The sequence below is a fragment of the Paenalcaligenes sp. DL 309 genome, assembly GCF_057475285.1.
The window spans coordinates 48,598-64,834 of the sequence record NZ_JBYBKW010000004.1 but is presented as its reverse complement, the minus strand read 5'-3'; the positions used below and the strand labels follow the sequence as shown (position 1 = coordinate 64,834).

The window sequence follows — 16,237 nt, the reverse complement described above, 5'->3', positions numbered from 1 at the left end:
ATTATTAAATTATTAATTAATGATGATTAAGATTAACCAAACTTATAGCTGGCATTTTTAATACCACTGGCACTGGTAGTGGTTAAGGTGCGACTCACCGTATCTTCAACCGTGCTGGCGCCTACCGCCACAAAAAGTGGCACTAAATGGTCTTCACGGGCGTGTACAATACGTGCGCTGGGTGCGTTTGCCCAGTTTTTCATGTGCGCAATGCGGTCAGTCTGTGTGGTGTTTAGTAGCGCGGCCTCCAGCCAGTCGTCAAATTCTGTCGAAGGCACAGCACCTTCAGGCCCCATCAAGCGCAAGTTATGATAGCTGGCTCCGCTGCCTACAATTAATACCCCTTGTTCGCGTAGGGGCTGGAGGGCGGCGCCTAGCGCTATATGCTGCGTGGGGTCGTAGTTAGCATCAATAGATAGCTGCACTATAGGGATGCTGGCTTCCGGATACATGATAAAAGCGGTTACAAAAGCACCATGATCAAAGCCACGTTCGGCATCTAAAGAGGCCTTGATGCCTGCAGATTGCAGTAATTGTTGTACCTGTTGTGCTAATTCAGGTTGCCCAGGTGCTGGATAAACCACCTCATAGGTATGAGCGGGAAAGTTATAATAGTCGTAGACCATAGGCGGTTTTGGGTGGCTTTGTACTAAAAACTCCCCCTGACTTTCCCAGTGCGCCGAAACCATTAATATAGCGGTGGGCGCATGTGGTAATTCAGAAGGAATGAGCTCTAAGCTTTTTTCTAAATCAGCATGGGATTCACGCCTTTCTTCCATCCATGGCCACGGGCCACCACCATGGGAGAGATAATAGACGGGCATTTTAATTGTCATAGCAGTACCTTAAGTTTTATATATATATTGAATAGTTTAAATATTTTGGAAATCGCGTTATGTCATCTCAACATCATGAGTTTGTGAAGTTTGCTTTAGACCAAGGCGTATTGCGCTTTGGTGAGTTCAAAGTGAAATCGGGCCGTTTAAGCCCTTATTTTTTTAATGCCGGCCTTTTTAATGGCGGCGCCTCAGTAGGGCGTTTGGCGCAGTTTTATGCCCAAGCCCTCCTTGACTCCAAAGTGCCCTTTGATATGTTGTTTGGCCCGGCTTACAAAGGTATTCCTTTGGCTACGGCGACTGCTGTGGCTTTAGCTAACCATCCACAGATGGCCGGGCGCGATGTGCCTTTTTCTTTTAATCGTAAAGAAGCGAAGGCGCACGGCGAAGGCGGTTCACTAGTAGGCGCACCGCTCCAAGGCAAAGTCATTATTATTGATGATGTTATCACTGCTGGCACCTCTGTGGGCGAGTCCGTAGAGATTATACGCGCCGCTGGCGCTGAGCCCGCTGGTGTGCTTATAGCTCTAGATCGTATGGAACGTGCAGGCCCCGATAATGCTCTATCGCCTCATTCAGCAGTACAAGAAGTCAGCCAGAAATACGGTATGCCCGTCATTAGCATCGCCTCTTTAAGCGACATTATGTTCTATTTAGAAAAGCAAAAAGAGCTGGCAGTACACCAGCAGGCGGTGGCGGCTTATAGGCAGAAGTACGGCATTTAATAACTTATTTTTATAAGAGCTCTTTTCATGTTGTAGTAAGGTGGATTTAAGTCAAAACGAAATATTACAACGCGAGGTGACAATATGAAAAAAGGTCTACCTATGACTAGACGCCAGCTCTTATCCATGATTGGTTATGCAGCTGGCGCTTCGGTGATGTATCAGTCAATGACAAGCTTAGGTTATGCAGCAGAATCCCCCTACAGAGGAGCGGTAAAGCTGCAAGGCACGCCTAAGGAGGGCTCTTCAGTTGTTATATTAGGAGCGGGTTTAGCGGGTATGGTGGCCGCTTTAGAGTTACGAGACGCCGGCTATAAGGTTAAAGTGCTTGAGTATCAAGACCGAGCCGGTGGCCGGGCTTGGACGTGGTACGACGGCACCGAATACACCGAGTTAGGTGGCACTAAACAAGTAGCTAAATTTGATAAGGGGCTTTACTTTAACCCTGGGCCTTGGCGCATTCCGTATCACCATCACGCGGTTTTAGATTATTGTAAGCGGCTTAATGTGAAGCTAGAGCCGTTTATAGAGCTGAACTTCAACAGTTATTTGCATGTAAAAAACGCTTTCGGTGGTAAGCCGCAGCGCTACAGAGATGTGATCTCTGATTTTCGTGGGGGCGTCAGTGAATTATTAGCCAAAGCAGTGAATGCTAATCAGCTCGATATGCCAGTAACAGACGAAGATAAAGAAATGTTATTAGCCGCTTTGAAAAGTCATGGCGCCTTAGATAATGAATACAAGTACGTTAAAGGTTTGCAATCTAGTGCACGACGAGGTTATGCCAAATCTCCAGGCGGCGGCTTAAACGGCCGCCCCGAACCCTCCGATCCCATTAATTTCAAAGAGCTGATTAATTCTAATATCTGGGCCAATATGGAGGTGCACTTTCTAGAAGAGTTCCAAAACACCATGTTCCAGCCCGTAGGAGGTATGGGTAAAATTAGCGAAGCTTTTCACCATGAGTTAGAAGATCTTATTCAGCTCAATGCTCAGGTAGTAGAAATAAAACAAGATGATAATGGCGTAACGGTAAGCTATAAAGATCGTGATGGCGGTGATGAGATACATACAGCAAGTGCAGACTGGTGCGTGTGTACCTTACCTTTATCTATATTGAGTCAGATCCCCATTAATGTAGATAGCAAAATGCAAAATGCCATTAATGCTATTCCTTATGCGCCAGCAGTAAAAGTAGGTACACAATACAAACGCCGCTTCTGGGAAGAAGATGACCATATTTACGGCGGAATTAGTTACACGGATTTACCCATCACGCAAATCTCCTATCCTAGTGACAACCTGTTTAGCTCCGGTAAGGGCATATTGCTAAATGGTTATTTGTTTGGGGTGGATTCGCTCAACTTTACCGCCTTGCCCCCTGAAGAACGTATTGCAAAAGCCTTGGAGTATAGTGCGCAAATTCATCCTCAAATTAAAGAGGAGGCTGAAAGCAGCATGACGATGGCTTGGAGTCGCGTGCCCTGGACCTTAGGGTGCTTTGGGGTGTGGACTGATCAAAAACGAGAAGAACATTACGATAACTTATGCCGTATGGATGGTCGCATTGTGTTGGCGGGTGAGCACGCCTCTTATATTCCGGCTTGGATGGAAGGCTCTTTGTTATCCGGTTTAGCTGCTATTGAACAGATTCACGAAAAAGCGTTAGCTAAATAAAAAGGAGCGCATCATGAAAAAATCATTCATTTACGTTGTTGCTACGGCTCTTTCTGTGTTTTCAGCTTTTAGTTTTGCCGACAGTGCCAATGACAGTACTAATGACAGTGCGGCAATGAATAGCGTCTCAGCAGGCCTAGAGGCGCCAACGGGCATAGAAGCCCAAACCGGAAAAGAGATTTACGAAACGATATGTATTAGTTGCCATATGGCAGAAGGCAAAGGCGCTCAAGGTGCTACAGCAAGGTTTCCTGCCTTTGAAAACAATCCTAGCTTAGCGGCTGGCGGCTATCCCGCTTATGTTGTGTTGTATGGACAAAAGGGTATGCCCGGTTTTGGGAATTACTTTAATGATAATCAAGTAGCCGCTATAGTCAATTACATACGTACCCATTTCGGTAATGAGTTTGAACCGGCCTTTTCCGCTGCAGAAGTGGCTGAAATGCGTAAACCGGATGCCGATTACGGTACTTTAGATTAAGGAGTGAAAATGAATCAATTACCCTTGAAAGTGGCCGCTGTAGTAGCGGGCACTTTTATGGCTTTTACGCTACAAGCTGATGAGATTCAACGTGTGCCAGCCGCTAATGATTTTCCTATAGCCACCTCGGTAACTCTGCCCGCTAACACAAAGCTGCATTATCTTAGCGGCACGGTTCCTAGTAAAAATGAAGCCGGGCAGTATGGTGATACCGAAGCCCAAACAGTGAATGTGTTACAAAACATTGAGAAGAATCTAAAATCCATGGGTTTAACCATGGGAGATGTCGTCAAGATGCAGGTTTACTTGGTAGCAGACCCCAATAAAGATAACAAAATGGATTTTGACGGCTTTATGAAAGGCTATACTCAGTTTTTTGGTACTGAGACACAGCCTAATCTACCCGCCCGCTCTGCGATGCAGGTAGCGGGTTTGGTTATGCCTGAGTGGCTAGTGGAGATTGAAGTGGTGGCGGCGTCCAAGTAATCAGCTTTAGTTAGCTGCCATCATTAGTTGATGTGATGGCAGCTACATGCCTTGAGGGACATTTAACCCAGCTTTTCTTTCAAAATATCCGACACTTGTTTTGGATTGGCTTTACCTCGTGCGGCCTTCATGACTTGGCCTACGAGGGAGTTAAAGGCGCGGTCGCGGCCAGCGCGGTATTGCTCCACAATATCTGGATTAGCAGTAATCACTTCATCTACCATGGCTTCAATAGCGCCACTATCGCTAATTTGCTTTAAGCCGCGCTTTTCAATAATGGCATCGGCATCGCTATTTTCTTCCCCCTCCCACATGGCGGCAAATACCTCGCGGGCCATTTTGTTAGAAATGGTGTTGTCAGCAATACGGCTAATCAGTTTAGCCAGCTGCTGAGCGCTGATTTTTGACTCAGCAATCGTTAAATCATCCCGGTTTAATACGGAGGCTAAGTCTGTAATAATCCAGTTGGCTGCTAGCTTAGCATGCCCATTATTGAGAGCTGAGTAGGTTTGCTCAAAGTAGTCCGCTATTTCGCGTGAGGTGGTGAGCTGATTGGCATCATACGCACTTAGATCCAACTCGCTTTCAAAGCGGGCGCGCTTTTGTGCGGGTAACTCAGGCATAGTGGCTTTCACGCGCTCAATCCACTCTGAGCTAATAGCCAAAGGTGCCTGATCCGGATCGGAGAAATAGCGATAATCATCCGCATCTTCTTTGGTACGCATGCTGCGAGTTTCATCTAGATCGGAGTCATAAAGACGAGTTTCTTGCACGACTTTACCGCCGTCTTCGATGAGCTCAATTTGCCTGCGTACTTCATAATTAATGGCACGTTCTAAAAAACGGAAAGAGTTGATGTTTTTTAGCTCACAGCGTGTACCCAGCTCGACTTGGCCTTTAGGGCGTACAGAAACGTTAGCGTCACAACGGAAAGAACCCTCTTGCATGTTGCCATCACACACACCTAGCCACATCACTAAAGAATGCATGGCACGCGCATAGCCTACGGCTTCGGCCGCTGAGTGCATTTCGGGCTCAGACACAATTTCTAAAAGTGGCGTACCAGCACGGTTTAGATCAATACCGGTAGACGACTCACCATGGGGGCCGGTGAAGTTCTCATGCAAGGATTTTCCGGCATCTTCTTCTAAATGGGCGCGGGTTAAATTCACGGTGTGCTCGGTATCGCCCACCATAAATGAAATACTGCCACCCACTACCACCGGTAAATCAAATTGACTGGTTTGGTAGTTTTTAGGCGAATCAGGGTAAAAATAGTTTTTACGCGCAAACACGGAGCGCGGTGTAATTTCTGCTCCTACTGCCAAACCAAAGCAAATGGCTTTGTCTGCGGCAGCCTTGTTAAATAAAGGCAGAGTGCCGGGCAACGCCATATCAATGGCGGAGGCTTGCGTATTTGGCTCAGCACCGTAAGCGGTATTGCTGTTAGAAAAGATTTTCGATTTGGTTGATAGCTGGGCGTGTGTTTCTAGCCCAATCACAATTTCCCATTCCATTATTTTGTTCCTGCTAAACGTTGGTGCCAGTCGCTGTGCTGTTGAAAACGGTCGGCAATGGCAAGCAGCTGACCTTCGTTAAAGTGATTACCAATGAGCTGTAAGCCTACAGGCATGTTGTTCAGACCAAAGCCGCAAGGTACAGACATAGCGGGTAATCCGGCTAAGTTTGCGCCTAAGGTATACACATCATTACGCCAGTCAGCGGTGGGGTCAGCGTCTTTGCGGTCTAAGCGTGGGGCTGAGCGAGGTGCTACGGGGCCTATAATCAGATCACACTGCTCAAAAGCCGCTTGAAAATCATTGGCAATCAGACGGCGTACGCGTTGTGCTTGCAAGTAGTACGCATCGTAGTAGCCTTCACACAGCACATAGGTGCCGGTTAATATACGGCGTATCACTTCTGTACCAAAGGCTTCGGCACGCGTATTGCTAATCATGCTTTCTACGTCGGTATATTCAGCCGCACGGTGACCAAAGCGCACACCATCAAAACGTGAAAGGTTACTTGAAGCTTCAGCGGGGGTAATTACATAATAGGTGGCTACCGATTGTTGCGTTAAAGGCAGAGAGATATCTACACGCGTAGCCCCTAAAGATTCATAGAGCTTTAAGGCTTCTTCAATGGCTGCAGTACTTTCAGCGGATAAATTATCGGTGAAGTATTCTTCTGGCACTCCAATGCGTAAACCTTTAAGCGGTTGTTCGGCTTGATGGTCAAAATGTGTGTTCAGCTCAGCGAACTGTTGGTTTATACGTTCAGCATTATTGGAGTTAGCGCCACATTTTTCTAGGCTGGTAGGATCGTTTTCATCAAAGCCCACCATATGGTTCAATACCGCTAATACGTCCCGGGCGCTACGCGCTATAGGGCCTGCTTGATCCATGCTGGAAGCATAAGCAATCATACCAAAGCGAGAGATGGTGCCATAAGTGGGTTTTAAGCCGGTTAAACCACAATGGGAGGCGGGTTGGCGTATAGAGCCGCCCGTATCAGAACCCGTGGCTGCCATCACAAAGCCAGCGGCTACGGCGGCGGCTGAACCACCCGACGAACCGCCAGGAGTGCGCGTGGTATCCCAAGGGTTTTGTATAGCGCCAAAGTAGGAGGTGGTGCTATCTGAGCCCATGGCAAACTCATCACAATTGAGTTTACCTAAAGAGACGGCGCCTGCTTGCTGCAATTTGGCCACCACGGTGGCATCAAAAGGGCTAATGTAATTTTCCAGCATTTTACTGCCGGCGGTGGTGCGCCAACCTTTGGTCACAAATACGTCTTTGTGAGCAATGGGAATACCGGTTAAAGTAGTAGCAGTGCCATTTTTTAATAAAGCATCTGCGGCATCCGCTTGGGCTAAAGTTAAATCGGCCTCTATATGCGTAAAGGTATTGAGGTTGTTTTGTGCAGTGCGGCGAAGCGCATCTTGAGCTAGCTCTCTAGCGCTTATTTTACCCTCACGTAAGGCATGACTTAATGCGTTTAGATCAGGAAATTCGTTAAATAAAGACATAATTATTGGACTTACTCTATAACCGTGGGAACCAAAAACAGCCCTTCACTTTGGGCGGGGGCGTTGCTCATGAGCGCAGCACGCTCTTCAGTCGTATTAGTGGGGGCAGGCTCGTCGTTGCGTAGGCGTAGACTCATTTCTTGTCTAGCCGCTAAGGGCTGCACTAAGGGTTCTATGCCACTGGTATCTACGCTTTGTAACTGTGCAAAGAGTTCAATAATTTGGCCGAAATCTTGTGCCGCTGCAGCGGTTTGCTCGGGGGTAAGTGCTATGTGTGCTAGATGTGCAATATGTGCTACATCCTGCTGTGTAATTGCCATAAAAAGTCCCAGTGTCAGTATTAAAATTAAAAAATTGGTGCGTTGCTCCCATTTTGGGGCGATTTTAGTTCAAAATACAGCCTAGTTAAGGTTTAGACCGTAATTCAGTCTGAATTGAGCTTAATTATAAGTTATCATTGATCGTTTCGTTGTCAGGTTTTTATTAGAACCTACACCTCTTCATTTATACCCATTTTTATCTACATTGCGCACCCATGTTCGGATTCCTACGCAGTTATTTCTCAAGCGACATGGCTATAGATCTAGGTACGGCTAACACCCTCATATATGTACGGGGTAAAGGTATTGTACTGGACGAGCCATCTGTTGTAGCCATTCGCCACGATGGCGGCCCTAACGGCAAAAAAATTATTCAAGCAGTTGGTCATGAAGCCAAACAAATGTTGGGGCGGGTACCGGGTAATATCGAAGCCATTCGCCCCATGAAAGATGGTGTGATTGCTGATTTCACCGTCACGGAGCAAATGCTCAAACAATTCATACGTATGGTGCATCCGCGCAGTATGTTTGCGCCTAGCCCTCGTATTATAGTGTGTGTGCCATGTGGCTCCACTCAGGTGGAGCGCCGTGCTATTCGTGAATCAGCACTGGGCGCTGGTGCTAGCCAAGTTTACCTGATCGAAGAGCCGATGGCAGCAGCCATAGGTGCAGGCTTAGCCGTTTCTGATGCCAGTGGCTCTATGGTAGTTGATATTGGTGGTGGTACCACTGAGGTGGCTGTTATCTCCTTAGGGGGAATGGTTTATAAAGGCTCGGTACGGGTAGGTGGTGATAAATTCGACGAAGCCATTATTAATTACATTCGTCGTAATTACGGTATGCTTATTGGTGAACCTACAGCTGAGCGCATTAAAAAAGAAATTGGCTCCGCCTTTCCCGGTACTGAAGTGCGTGAAATTGAAGTTAAAGGGCGTAATTTATCTGAAGGCGTACCCCGTAGCTTTACCGTTTCCTCCAATGAAATTCTGGAATCACTTACCGATCCACTCAATCAAATTGTATCTGCCGTTAAAACGGGTTTAGAGCAAACGCCTCCCGAGTTAGGAGCAGACATTACCGAAAAGGGGATTGCTCTTACCGGTGGTGGTGCCTTAGTGCATGATTTAGATCGATTGCTGCAAGAAGAAACCGGTTTGCCAGTAATTGTGGCTGAAGATCCACTGTCTTGTGTGGTGCGTGGTTGTGGTGAGGCCCTAGAGCACTTAGAGAAGCTGGGAGCCGTATTTATTTACGACTAAGCCCGTCTCATGCAAGAACAACGTTCTATTCGGCTATTTAGACGCGGTCCCGCCGCAGAAGTTCGCTTAGCTGTTTTCGTTTTGTTATCGGTAGTGCTGTTAATTACTGATGCTCGCTGGCCCGTACTTGAGCCGGCGCGCCAAGCCATCGCGACGGCTATTTATCCGTTTCAACGTGTGGCCATGGCACCTGCTGATATGGCACAGTATGTGGATACGTGGCTTAATGCCACCGCTTTGGTGCATAGTGAAAAAGAAGCCTTGCAGCGTCAACGCATTGAATTAGCACAAATCACCACGCATGCTGCTCAGCTGGCCGCTGAAAATGAACAGTTACGTCGCTTATTACAAGTGGCAGACACCGTGACCCAACCTGCGGTAGCTGTAGAGGTTTTTTATGAGCCTCCAAATGCGTTTAATAGGCGATTAGTACTAAATAAAGGCGCAAAACACGGTATTTTAGCCGGCATGCCAGTTATTGATGAAGGCGGTGTGGTGGGCCAAATTGTACGCGTCACTTCTAATACCGCCGAAGCAGCTCTCATCACCGATGACAAGGTTTCCATACCTGTACAAGTATTACGTAATGGCTTACGTTTAGTGGCTTTTGGCGGTAATGCGGCCTCTAAGGTAGAGGCCCGTTATTTAACCAATGAAGTGGATCTAGAAGTCGGCGATACCTTAGTCACCAGTGGTATAGGGGGCTTATTTCCAGCCGGGTTACCGGTAGCTCAAGTAGAAAGCATTGATTTTGATCCTGCTACGGGCTTTGCAGTGGCAATAGGGCAGCCTTTATCCCATCCGGAACGTTATAGGCATTTCTTGGTCTTACTAATAGACCAAGAGGAACCACAGAGACAAAAACAGGAAGTAGAATGGCTCAATGAGTAAGTCACCGTACCGTCAGCATTCATCTAAACCTAAAGACGAGCGCAGCTTTCACAACCGTCCGCTTAGCTCTTTGCAGCCCATTGATAGCTCTCCTTTCAAACCGGCATCCAGTGCATGGATGGTTTGGGGTTCAGTATTTTTAATGTGGATTCTGTCTCTGCTGCCCTGGCGCTTATGGCCTATGGCGCCAGATTTGTTGCTATTGGTGTTATGTTTTTGGACTTTGCACGAACCGCATCGCGTCAATATGCTGGCAGGATTTTTGTTAGGTCTAACGCTAGACGTACATGGTGGTGCTTTACTGGGTGAGCACGCCTTGAGTTATGTGCTCGCTATTTATGGCGTGGGATTATTGCAGCGCCGGCTTTTGATGTTTAGCGCCTTGGTACAACTAATTCACTTACTCCCCATTTGGGTACTGGCCTTAGCGGTTTCACGCTTTATACACGCCTGGTTTGCAGGAGAGTGGGCGGGTTGGGCGTGGCTATGGTCAGCAGCGCTTATGGCGGCTTTATGGCCTATTGTGGATTTTTTACTGTTATTGCCGCATCGGCTTCGGGATGAAGCAGAAGAAAACACCCCTTAATTATTTTTCACTAGCCTCGCATTATGTTTGAGTTTAAGAAAACCTCACAGCTATTACGTAAACGCACCTTAGTGCGCGCTACGGTAGCGGGCATAGTGGTGGTTTTATTGTTAAGTGCGTTGATTGGGCGTTTGTGGTATTTGCAGGTGGTGCGTTATGAAGGCTTTGCCGCCAGAGCAGATCAAAACCGTATTGCGGTGGTGCCCATTCCACCGCGCCGTGGTGAGGTCACAGATCGGACTGGGGTGGTGTTAGCACGTAATTACCGGGATTACACATTAATGGTGGTGCCCGCGGATGTAGAAGGCGATATGGAAGAGATGCTCGATGAGCTCGCCAGTCTGGTTTATATTTCATCGCGTGATAGACAACGTTTTAAACAAGCCTTAGGGCAAAGTAGCCGCTATGCCCAGACGTTATTACGAAATAATCTCAATGAGGTGGAAGCCTCTTGGTTTGCTGCCCATTCTTTTAAGTTTCCCGGAGTAGAGTTGCAGGCCCGCTGGGTGCGTGAATACCCTCAGGGTGAATCTGCCGCTCATGTCATTGGCTACGTAGGGCGTATATCTCAAGCAGATGAAGAGCAGCTTGAGGAGCAAGGTCGCATGGGAAATTACCGTGGCACCCATATTATTGGTAAAAAAGGCATAGAAAAAACTTGGGAAGAGGTGTTGCACGGTCAAACGGGTGTGGAAGAGGTTGAAGTCACAGCCAGAGGGCGGCCTGTACGGGTGCTGAGTCGTATAGATCCCATCCCTGGAGCAGATTTACGACTTTCTATAGACATAGGTTTACAAAAATTCGCGGAAGCACAGTTTGAAGGTAAACGCGGTGCTTTAGTGGCTATAGAGCCTGCTACAGGTGAAGTGTTGGCTTTTGTATCTGCGCCGTCTTTTGATCCTAATTTATTCATTGATGGTATTGATGTAGAGAGTTGGCGCAAGCTTAACGAGTCCCCTGATCACCCTCTTATTAATAGGCCATTATTTGGCACTTACCCCATAGGTTCCACCTATAAGCCTTTTGTAGCCTTAGCCGCTTTAGACTTAGGTAAGCGTCAAGCCAAAGAGCGCTTATACGATCCTGGTTATTATGAGCTGGGCAATCAACGTTTTAGAAATGCAGGCGGTGCCGTGTATGGCATGACCGATATGCACCGTGCCTTAGTGGTGTCTTCTGATACTTATTTTTATTCTTTAGCCTTAGAGATTGGGGTGGATGGTCTACATGACTTCAGTAAACAATTTGGTTTTGGTCAGCTAACGGGCATTGATCTAGACGGTGAACGTAAAGGCATTTTGCCATCACGTGAATGGAAACGTCAGGCGTATAAAACCGCAGAGCAACAGCGTTGGTATGCAGGTGAAACCGTTTCAGTGATGGTGGGCCAAGGCTATAATTCCTTTACTTTATTGCAATTAGCTCAAGCCACCTCTGTGCTGGCTAATGACGGGATTTATATGAAACCGCACTTAGTGCGTAATATCGTTAATTCCATTACCGCCGAAGAGCAGCCCACGGTGACAGAGCCCTCGCATATTATCCCTCTAAAAAAAGAGCATATAGATGTGGTGAAGAATGCCTTGGTTGATGTGACCCGTAGCGGTACAGCACGGCGCGCTTTTAGCGATGCAACCTATCAAGCCGCCGGTAAAACCGGTACGGCGCAAGTATTTAGTTTACGTGGCGCCAAATATAACGCTAGCGCTATCGATGAGCGCCTGCGTGATCATGCCTTATTTATGTCTTATGCGCCGGCTGAACAGCCACAAATTGCCATAGCGCTAATTGTAGAAAATGGGGGGTGGGGTGCCACAGTAGCCGCTCCCATCGCCCGTAAAATCTTTGATTATTGGCTTATAGATAAAGGTCATCTACCTAAAAAAAGAGAAGCTGTTGATGTGAACGTAGAACTAGAAGAGCAAGTCGTGTTTGAGCAGGCCAGCTTATGAAACGCATTTGGCACGGCATACTACGCGCGTTTTACTCCCTAGATCTACCACTTTTAATCTTATTAGCGCTCATGGCAATATTAGGATTAACGGTGATGCATTCTGCGGTGGGCGGCACCGATTGGCGTTTTGCCGAACAGTCCAAACACTTTTTAGTGGCCTTTTTTGTGATGTGGGCAGTGGCCATCATACCGCCACCTTGGATTATGCGAGCCGCCCCGTATGTCTATATAGTGGCGTTAATATTGCTGTTAGGTGTGGAGTTAATAGGTGAAACGAGCAAAGGGGCTACGCGTTGGTTGAATTTGGGTTTTACCCGCATACAGCCCTCTGAGATGCTGAAAATTACGGTACCTATTATGTTGGCGTGGTATTTTCACCGGCGTCAAAATACTGACCTACGTTTTATTGACTTTTTTATTGCTATTGTTTTATTAGCCATTCCTTTTGTTTTGATTGTACGACAGCCCGATTTAGGCACTGGGCTGCTGGTGCTGATGGCCGGTTTTTTTGTGATGTACTTTGCAGGTTTGTCGTTCAAGCTACTGATACCTGCGGCTTTGGCGCTCATCATAGGGTTAGGGGTGGTGCTGTATTACGAAGATATATTGTGCGCTCCGGATTTTGATTGGGTAGTGCTGCGGGATTATCAAAAACATCGTGTTTGTACTTTATTGAATCCTGGCATAGATCCGTTAGGCAAAGGTTTTCACACTATTCAATCCATGATTGCTGTAGGTTCAGGGGGCGTTTACGGTAAGGGCTATATGTTGGGCACCCAGTCCCGTCTTGATTTCATTCCTGAGCGCACTACAGACTTCATTTTTGCTGTGTTTTCTGAAGAGTTTGGGCTCTACGGCGGCATTATGTTGTTAGTGCTATATGGGCTAATTATCTTCCGTGGTTTAGCCATCACCTTGTATGCACGTACTCAATACAGCCGTTTAGTGGCTGGTGCTATGTCTATGATGCTCTTTACTTATGTGTTGGTAAATGTGGGTATGGTTACGGGCGTACTGCCCGTGGTGGGAGTGCCTTTGCCCTTTATGAGCTATGGGGGGACGGCGTTATTAACCTTAGGGGTGGCTTGTGGCATGTTGATGGGTATTAGCCGCTATAGACCTGCTAAAAGCGAATAACATCAATAATGATTCAATAACCCGCATTACTATTAATGCCTTGTAGTAGCTTTAATACCGGTGCGGGTAAGGCCGCTTGATGAATGTCTGCTAAAGCTAGCCATTGTTGAGAGGTCTGTGTGGCATAAGATGAGGGAGGTTCGCGCAGATCGCTTGTGGTTTGTTGTAGCCACCACGGCGTAATATGCAGCTTAAAGTGACTGAAAACATGGCTAAGCTCTGCCATTTTTTGCGCTGAATCCAAAGGTTTTAAGCCTTGTTGTTGTAAAAACTGGTGTAGCTGTGCTTGGTTTTCAAATTGTGGCAAGCTTAATAACCCACCCCAAATGCCGCTATCAGGCCGCTGTTGTACCAGCACCTGATGGCCTTGTTGTAAAATTAACATATGGCAGCTGCGCTCGGGTGTGCTTTTTCGCGGTTTAGGCGTAGGCAGTTCAGTTTGAGCTTGATGGCTAAAGGCATAGCAACCTTTTTGTAGCGGGCAAGCCGCACAATTGGGCTGGCCCCGGGTACAGACTTGCGCGCCTAAATCCATTTGTCCTTGTGTGTAAGCTGCCATATTTAAATCTGAAGGGGCTGCTTTTAAGGCTTCATGTGCCAGATCCCATAGTTGTTTTTCGGTGACACGTAAATGCGTGAGACCATAAATCCCAAAGTACCTACAAAACACGCGCTTTACATTACCATCCATAATGGGCGCCCGCTCGCCATAAGCAAAGGCCGCAATGGCGGCGGCTGTAGAAGGGCCTATGCCGGGTAATTCAGCTAATAAAGTGCTGCTGCGCGGAAACTCCCCGTCATATTGCTGTTGAATAGTTTGAGCACATTTATGTAAATTTCTGGCTCTAGCGTAATAGCCCAAGCCCGCCCAATAGGGCATCACTTCATCTTGGCTGGCGACTGCCAAGACGGTTACTGTAGGAAAACGTTCTAAAAAACGCTGGTAATAGCCCAATACCGTAGCCACCTGCGTTTGCTGCAGCATAATTTCTGACAGCCAAATCCTATACGGATCTTGGGTGTTTTGCCACGGCAAATGATGTCGCCCCTGCACCTGCTGCCATTCCACCACCCGCTGCGCAAAATTACTAATTCCTTTCACATCTCTCCCCACCTTAACCGACTCCTTCAGTGGGAAGCGGCCCATGGCCGCGATACCTCGTTACCGACCACCGCGCTGCCAGCGCTGAAATCACCATAATAAACAGCATAGCCACCAATAGATCCATTGTAGGAGGAAGGTGTAAGGTGAGTTGTGTATCGTAACTAATAGCCAGCTTATTCAATGCGGTATTTAAGGGTGTCAATATTAATAAGCTTAAAAGTGCTGCCACTAAACATGAAATACCCCCACTAATGGCCCCCACATATAAAAAAGGCCGACGCACAAAGCTCTCCGTAGCACCTACTAAACGGGCTACTGCGATTTCCTGACGTTGGTTAAGTGCCTGCAAACGAATTGTATTAAACACCGTGGCCACCACAATAATTCCTATCGTTAAACTCAATAAAAGGAGAGCCACTTGCCCAAACTTAAGTAATGCATCTAAACGCTGTAACCATTCACGATCTAATTGCACCCTATCCACCTCAGCCATAGTTTGAATATCATTAGCTAAGATTGCCGCCTGCTGGCTTTGTTCATTACCATTTTTGAGCTTTAAAATAAGCGCATCGGGTAGGGGGTTGGAAGGTAAAGCACTGAGCGCATCGGCCCATGTAGGATCTTGTTTTAAGGCCTTGATAGCTTGATTTTTATCAAGAGACTCTATGCCTTCTAATTGTTCAGCATACCGTTTTGCTAATTGCTGCTGTATAGCTTTGCTCTCATCGGTACTAAGTTCTGTGCGCAAATACACCGTAATTTCAGTGGCCATGGGGATTTGCTGTACTACCGGTTGTGCTGCTAAGAGTAAGGTCCAACTGATAAGTGGGACGCAAAGCGCTAAAGCCACAACGATAATATTGGTAAGTGAAGAGAAGGGTTGAGTGAGTAGTCGAATAAGGGCTACTCTACAAGCGTATTGATGTTGACGCAGCCAGCTTTTCATAGAGGAGTTCCTGCCATATCGGTAAAGCGGCCTGATTCAATTAACAAGGTACGGCGCGCATAATTAGCCATGAGCTCGCGATCGTGCGAAGCAATAAGTGTGGTCACGCCCACACGGTTAAATTCGTTAAAAACATCCATAATACGGGTCGCACTTTCGGCATCTAAGTTAGCAGTAGGTTCATCAGCAATCACAATGGCCGGTCTATTCACAATGGCACGTGCAATGGCTAAACGCTGTTGCTCACCACCCGACATTTCAATCGGGTATTGTTCCTCTTTACCGGCTAAGCCCACTTTCTCCATAGCAGCACGCGCACGTTTTATTGCTCTAGTGCGCTCTACGCCCACCACTTCTAGGGGCAACATGACATTATGTATGGCGGTACGGTCATGCAAGAGGTGCACATCCTGTAAGATAAGACCTATAGAGCGCCGTATATAAGGCTGGGCTCGGGCTGGCAGTTGATCAATCCGGTTACCTTTCACATGCACAGCGCCACGCGTGGGGCTTTCTAAGCCTCCTATTAAACGCAGTAAGGTGGATTTTCCTGCCCCTGAAGGCCCGGATACAAACACAAACTCACCGGCATTAATGTGGAAGTTAATGTCAGCCAAGATATTTTGACTACGGCCATAGGATTTAAAAACGTGCTTGAATTCGATCATTGGTTAAGTATAGTAAAAGATCTAGCAGTAAATGGGCTTTGTAACATTAACGTACAGACTGGAGGGCTAACTTAGGTTACATTTTAACTAAGATGTAAAAAAACTAAGTAATAATTTAGCAATTTAGCTAGTAGAAAT

At 47.0% G+C, this 16,237-nt stretch carries 16 protein-coding genes; 9 read left to right on the top strand and 7 right to left on the bottom strand.

The features are described 5' to 3' along the window. Positions 1 to 32: 32 nt before the first annotated feature. Entirely contained in the window at positions 33 to 836 is an 804-nt protein-coding gene (locus AC2UZJ_RS06635) for a DODA-type extradiol aromatic ring-opening family dioxygenase (RefSeq protein WP_486949350.1), read from the bottom strand. Between the two features lie 59 nt (positions 837 to 895). On the opposite strand from AC2UZJ_RS06635, the gene pyrE reads away from it, so the two are divergent. From pyrE to AC2UZJ_RS06615, 4 genes are all read left to right on the top strand, one after another. Next, positions 896 to 1,561, top strand: a complete 666-nt coding sequence (gene pyrE, locus AC2UZJ_RS06630) for an orotate phosphoribosyltransferase (protein ID WP_486949349.1) — start codon at positions 896 to 898, stop codon at positions 1,559 to 1,561. 84 nt (positions 1,562 to 1,645) lie between these two features. Next, positions 1,646 to 3,238, top strand: a complete 1,593-nt coding sequence (locus tag AC2UZJ_RS06625) for a flavin monoamine oxidase family protein (protein WP_486949348.1) — start codon at positions 1,646 to 1,648, stop codon at positions 3,236 to 3,238. A 13-nt stretch (positions 3,239 to 3,251) separates the two neighbouring features. Continuing rightward, positions 3,252 to 3,719 carry a c-type cytochrome gene (locus AC2UZJ_RS06620; protein WP_486949347.1) on the top strand — a complete coding sequence of 156 codons (468 nt, stop codon included), beginning with the start codon at positions 3,252 to 3,254 and terminating at the stop codon, positions 3,717 to 3,719. 9 nt (positions 3,720 to 3,728) lie between these two features. Further along, positions 3,729 to 4,205 (top strand): RidA family protein, encoded by a 477-nt coding sequence (locus tag AC2UZJ_RS06615; RefSeq protein ID WP_486949346.1) that lies wholly within the window; start codon positions 3,729 to 3,731, stop codon positions 4,203 to 4,205. Positions 4,206 to 4,267: 62 nt separating this feature from the next. Here the strand turns inward: AC2UZJ_RS06615 and gatB are convergent, their stop codons facing one another. Genes gatB through gatC form a run of 3 tightly spaced genes read right to left on the bottom strand, consistent with a single transcriptional unit; the run spans position 4,268 to position 7,553 of the window. Beyond that, positions 4,268 to 5,722: an Asp-tRNA(Asn)/Glu-tRNA(Gln) amidotransferase subunit GatB gene (gene gatB, locus AC2UZJ_RS06610; RefSeq protein WP_486949345.1), complete on the bottom strand. Its 1,455-nt coding sequence runs from the start codon at positions 5,720 to 5,722 to the stop codon at positions 4,268 to 4,270. Next, positions 5,722 to 7,233: an Asp-tRNA(Asn)/Glu-tRNA(Gln) amidotransferase subunit GatA gene (gene gatA / locus AC2UZJ_RS06605; RefSeq protein WP_486949344.1), complete on the bottom strand. Its 1,512-nt coding sequence runs from the start codon at positions 7,231 to 7,233 to the stop codon at positions 5,722 to 5,724. The genes gatB and gatA overlap by 1 nt, the downstream gene beginning before the upstream one ends. Before the next feature lie 11 nt (positions 7,234 to 7,244). Continuing rightward, the gene (gene gatC / locus AC2UZJ_RS06600; protein WP_486949343.1) at positions 7,245 to 7,553 is read right to left on the bottom strand and encodes an Asp-tRNA(Asn)/Glu-tRNA(Gln) amidotransferase subunit GatC; all 309 of its coding nucleotides are present in this window, start codon (positions 7,551 to 7,553) and stop codon (positions 7,245 to 7,247) included. A 215-nt stretch (positions 7,554 to 7,768) separates the two neighbouring features. On the opposite strand from gatC, the gene AC2UZJ_RS06595 reads away from it, so the two are divergent. The 5 genes from AC2UZJ_RS06595 to rodA are packed head-to-tail and all read left to right on the top strand — an operon-like array spanning position 7,769 to position 13,380. Beyond that, the gene (locus AC2UZJ_RS06595; RefSeq protein ID WP_486949342.1) at positions 7,769 to 8,812 is read left to right on the top strand and encodes a rod shape-determining protein; all 1,044 of its coding nucleotides are present in this window, start codon (positions 7,769 to 7,771) and stop codon (positions 8,810 to 8,812) included. 9 nt (positions 8,813 to 8,821) lie between these two features. After that, positions 8,822 to 9,703 (top strand): rod shape-determining protein MreC, encoded by an 882-nt coding sequence (gene mreC / locus AC2UZJ_RS06590; RefSeq protein ID WP_486949341.1) that lies wholly within the window; start codon positions 8,822 to 8,824, stop codon positions 9,701 to 9,703. After that, the gene (gene mreD, locus AC2UZJ_RS06585; protein WP_486949340.1) at positions 9,696 to 10,289 is read left to right on the top strand and encodes a rod shape-determining protein MreD; all 594 of its coding nucleotides are present in this window, start codon (positions 9,696 to 9,698) and stop codon (positions 10,287 to 10,289) included. The genes mreC and mreD overlap by 8 nt, the downstream gene beginning before the upstream one ends. A 23-nt stretch (positions 10,290 to 10,312) precedes the next feature. After that, positions 10,313 to 12,241 (top strand): penicillin-binding protein 2, encoded by a 1,929-nt coding sequence (gene mrdA, locus AC2UZJ_RS06580; RefSeq protein WP_486949339.1) that lies wholly within the window; start codon positions 10,313 to 10,315, stop codon positions 12,239 to 12,241. Continuing rightward, a complete protein-coding gene (rodA, locus tag AC2UZJ_RS06575; protein WP_486949338.1) occupies positions 12,238 to 13,380 on the top strand; it encodes a rod shape-determining protein RodA in 1,143 nt (380 codons plus the stop codon). The genes mrdA and rodA overlap by 4 nt, the downstream gene beginning before the upstream one ends. A 13-nt stretch (positions 13,381 to 13,393) precedes the next feature. Here rodA and mutY read toward each other — a convergent pair whose 3' ends face one another. From mutY to AC2UZJ_RS06560, 3 genes are read right to left on the bottom strand one after another with little or no spacing between them, the layout of a single operon-like run. Beyond that, positions 13,394 to 14,482, bottom strand: coding sequence for an A/G-specific adenine glycosylase (gene mutY, locus AC2UZJ_RS06570; RefSeq protein ID WP_486949337.1), 1,089 nt, complete (start codon positions 14,480 to 14,482; stop codon positions 13,394 to 13,396). Positions 14,483 to 14,495: 13 nt separating this feature from the next. Further along, positions 14,496 to 15,431, bottom strand: a complete 936-nt coding sequence (locus AC2UZJ_RS06565; protein ID WP_486949336.1) for a cell division protein FtsX — start codon at positions 15,429 to 15,431, stop codon at positions 14,496 to 14,498. After that, positions 15,428 to 16,099 (bottom strand): cell division ATP-binding protein FtsE, encoded by a 672-nt coding sequence (locus AC2UZJ_RS06560; RefSeq protein ID WP_486949335.1) that lies wholly within the window; start codon positions 16,097 to 16,099, stop codon positions 15,428 to 15,430. The genes AC2UZJ_RS06565 and AC2UZJ_RS06560 overlap by 4 nt, the downstream gene beginning before the upstream one ends. Positions 16,100 to 16,237 lie beyond the last annotated feature (138 nt).

What these genes read in the sequence shown, in the direction of transcription:
- AC2UZJ_RS06635 (WP_486949350.1), bottom strand. Translation starts at nt 836, where the DNA reads ATGACAATTAAAATGCCCGTCTATTATCTCTCCCATGGTGGTGGCCCG.
- pyrE (WP_486949349.1), top strand. Translation starts at nt 896, where the DNA reads ATGTCATCTCAACATCATGAGTTTGTGAAGTTTGCTTTAGACCAAGGC.
- AC2UZJ_RS06625 (WP_486949348.1), top strand. Translation starts at nt 1,646, where the DNA reads ATGAAAAAAGGTCTACCTATGACTAGACGCCAGCTCTTATCCATGATT.
- AC2UZJ_RS06620 (WP_486949347.1), top strand. Translation starts at nt 3,252, where the DNA reads ATGAAAAAATCATTCATTTACGTTGTTGCTACGGCTCTTTCTGTGTTT.
- AC2UZJ_RS06615 (WP_486949346.1), top strand. Translation starts at nt 3,729, where the DNA reads ATGAATCAATTACCCTTGAAAGTGGCCGCTGTAGTAGCGGGCACTTTT.
- gatB (WP_486949345.1), bottom strand. Translation starts at nt 5,722, where the DNA reads ATGGAATGGGAAATTGTGATTGGGCTAGAAACACACGCCCAGCTATCA.
- gatA (WP_486949344.1), bottom strand. Translation starts at nt 7,233, where the DNA reads ATGTCTTTATTTAACGAATTTCCTGATCTAAACGCATTAAGTCATGCC.
- gatC (WP_486949343.1), bottom strand. Translation starts at nt 7,553, where the DNA reads ATGGCAATTACACAGCAGGATGTAGCACATATTGCACATCTAGCACAC.
- AC2UZJ_RS06595 (WP_486949342.1), top strand. Translation starts at nt 7,769, where the DNA reads ATGTTCGGATTCCTACGCAGTTATTTCTCAAGCGACATGGCTATAGAT.
- mreC (WP_486949341.1), top strand. Translation starts at nt 8,822, where the DNA reads ATGCAAGAACAACGTTCTATTCGGCTATTTAGACGCGGTCCCGCCGCA.
- mreD (WP_486949340.1), top strand. Translation starts at nt 9,696, where the DNA reads ATGAGTAAGTCACCGTACCGTCAGCATTCATCTAAACCTAAAGACGAG.
- mrdA (WP_486949339.1), top strand. Translation starts at nt 10,313, where the DNA reads ATGTTTGAGTTTAAGAAAACCTCACAGCTATTACGTAAACGCACCTTA.
- rodA (WP_486949338.1), top strand. Translation starts at nt 12,238, where the DNA reads ATGAAACGCATTTGGCACGGCATACTACGCGCGTTTTACTCCCTAGAT.
- AC2UZJ_RS06565 (WP_486949336.1), bottom strand. Translation starts at nt 15,431, where the DNA reads ATGAAAAGCTGGCTGCGTCAACATCAATACGCTTGTAGAGTAGCCCTT.
- AC2UZJ_RS06560 (WP_486949335.1), bottom strand. Translation starts at nt 16,099, where the DNA reads ATGATCGAATTCAAGCACGTTTTTAAATCCTATGGCCGTAGTCAAAAT.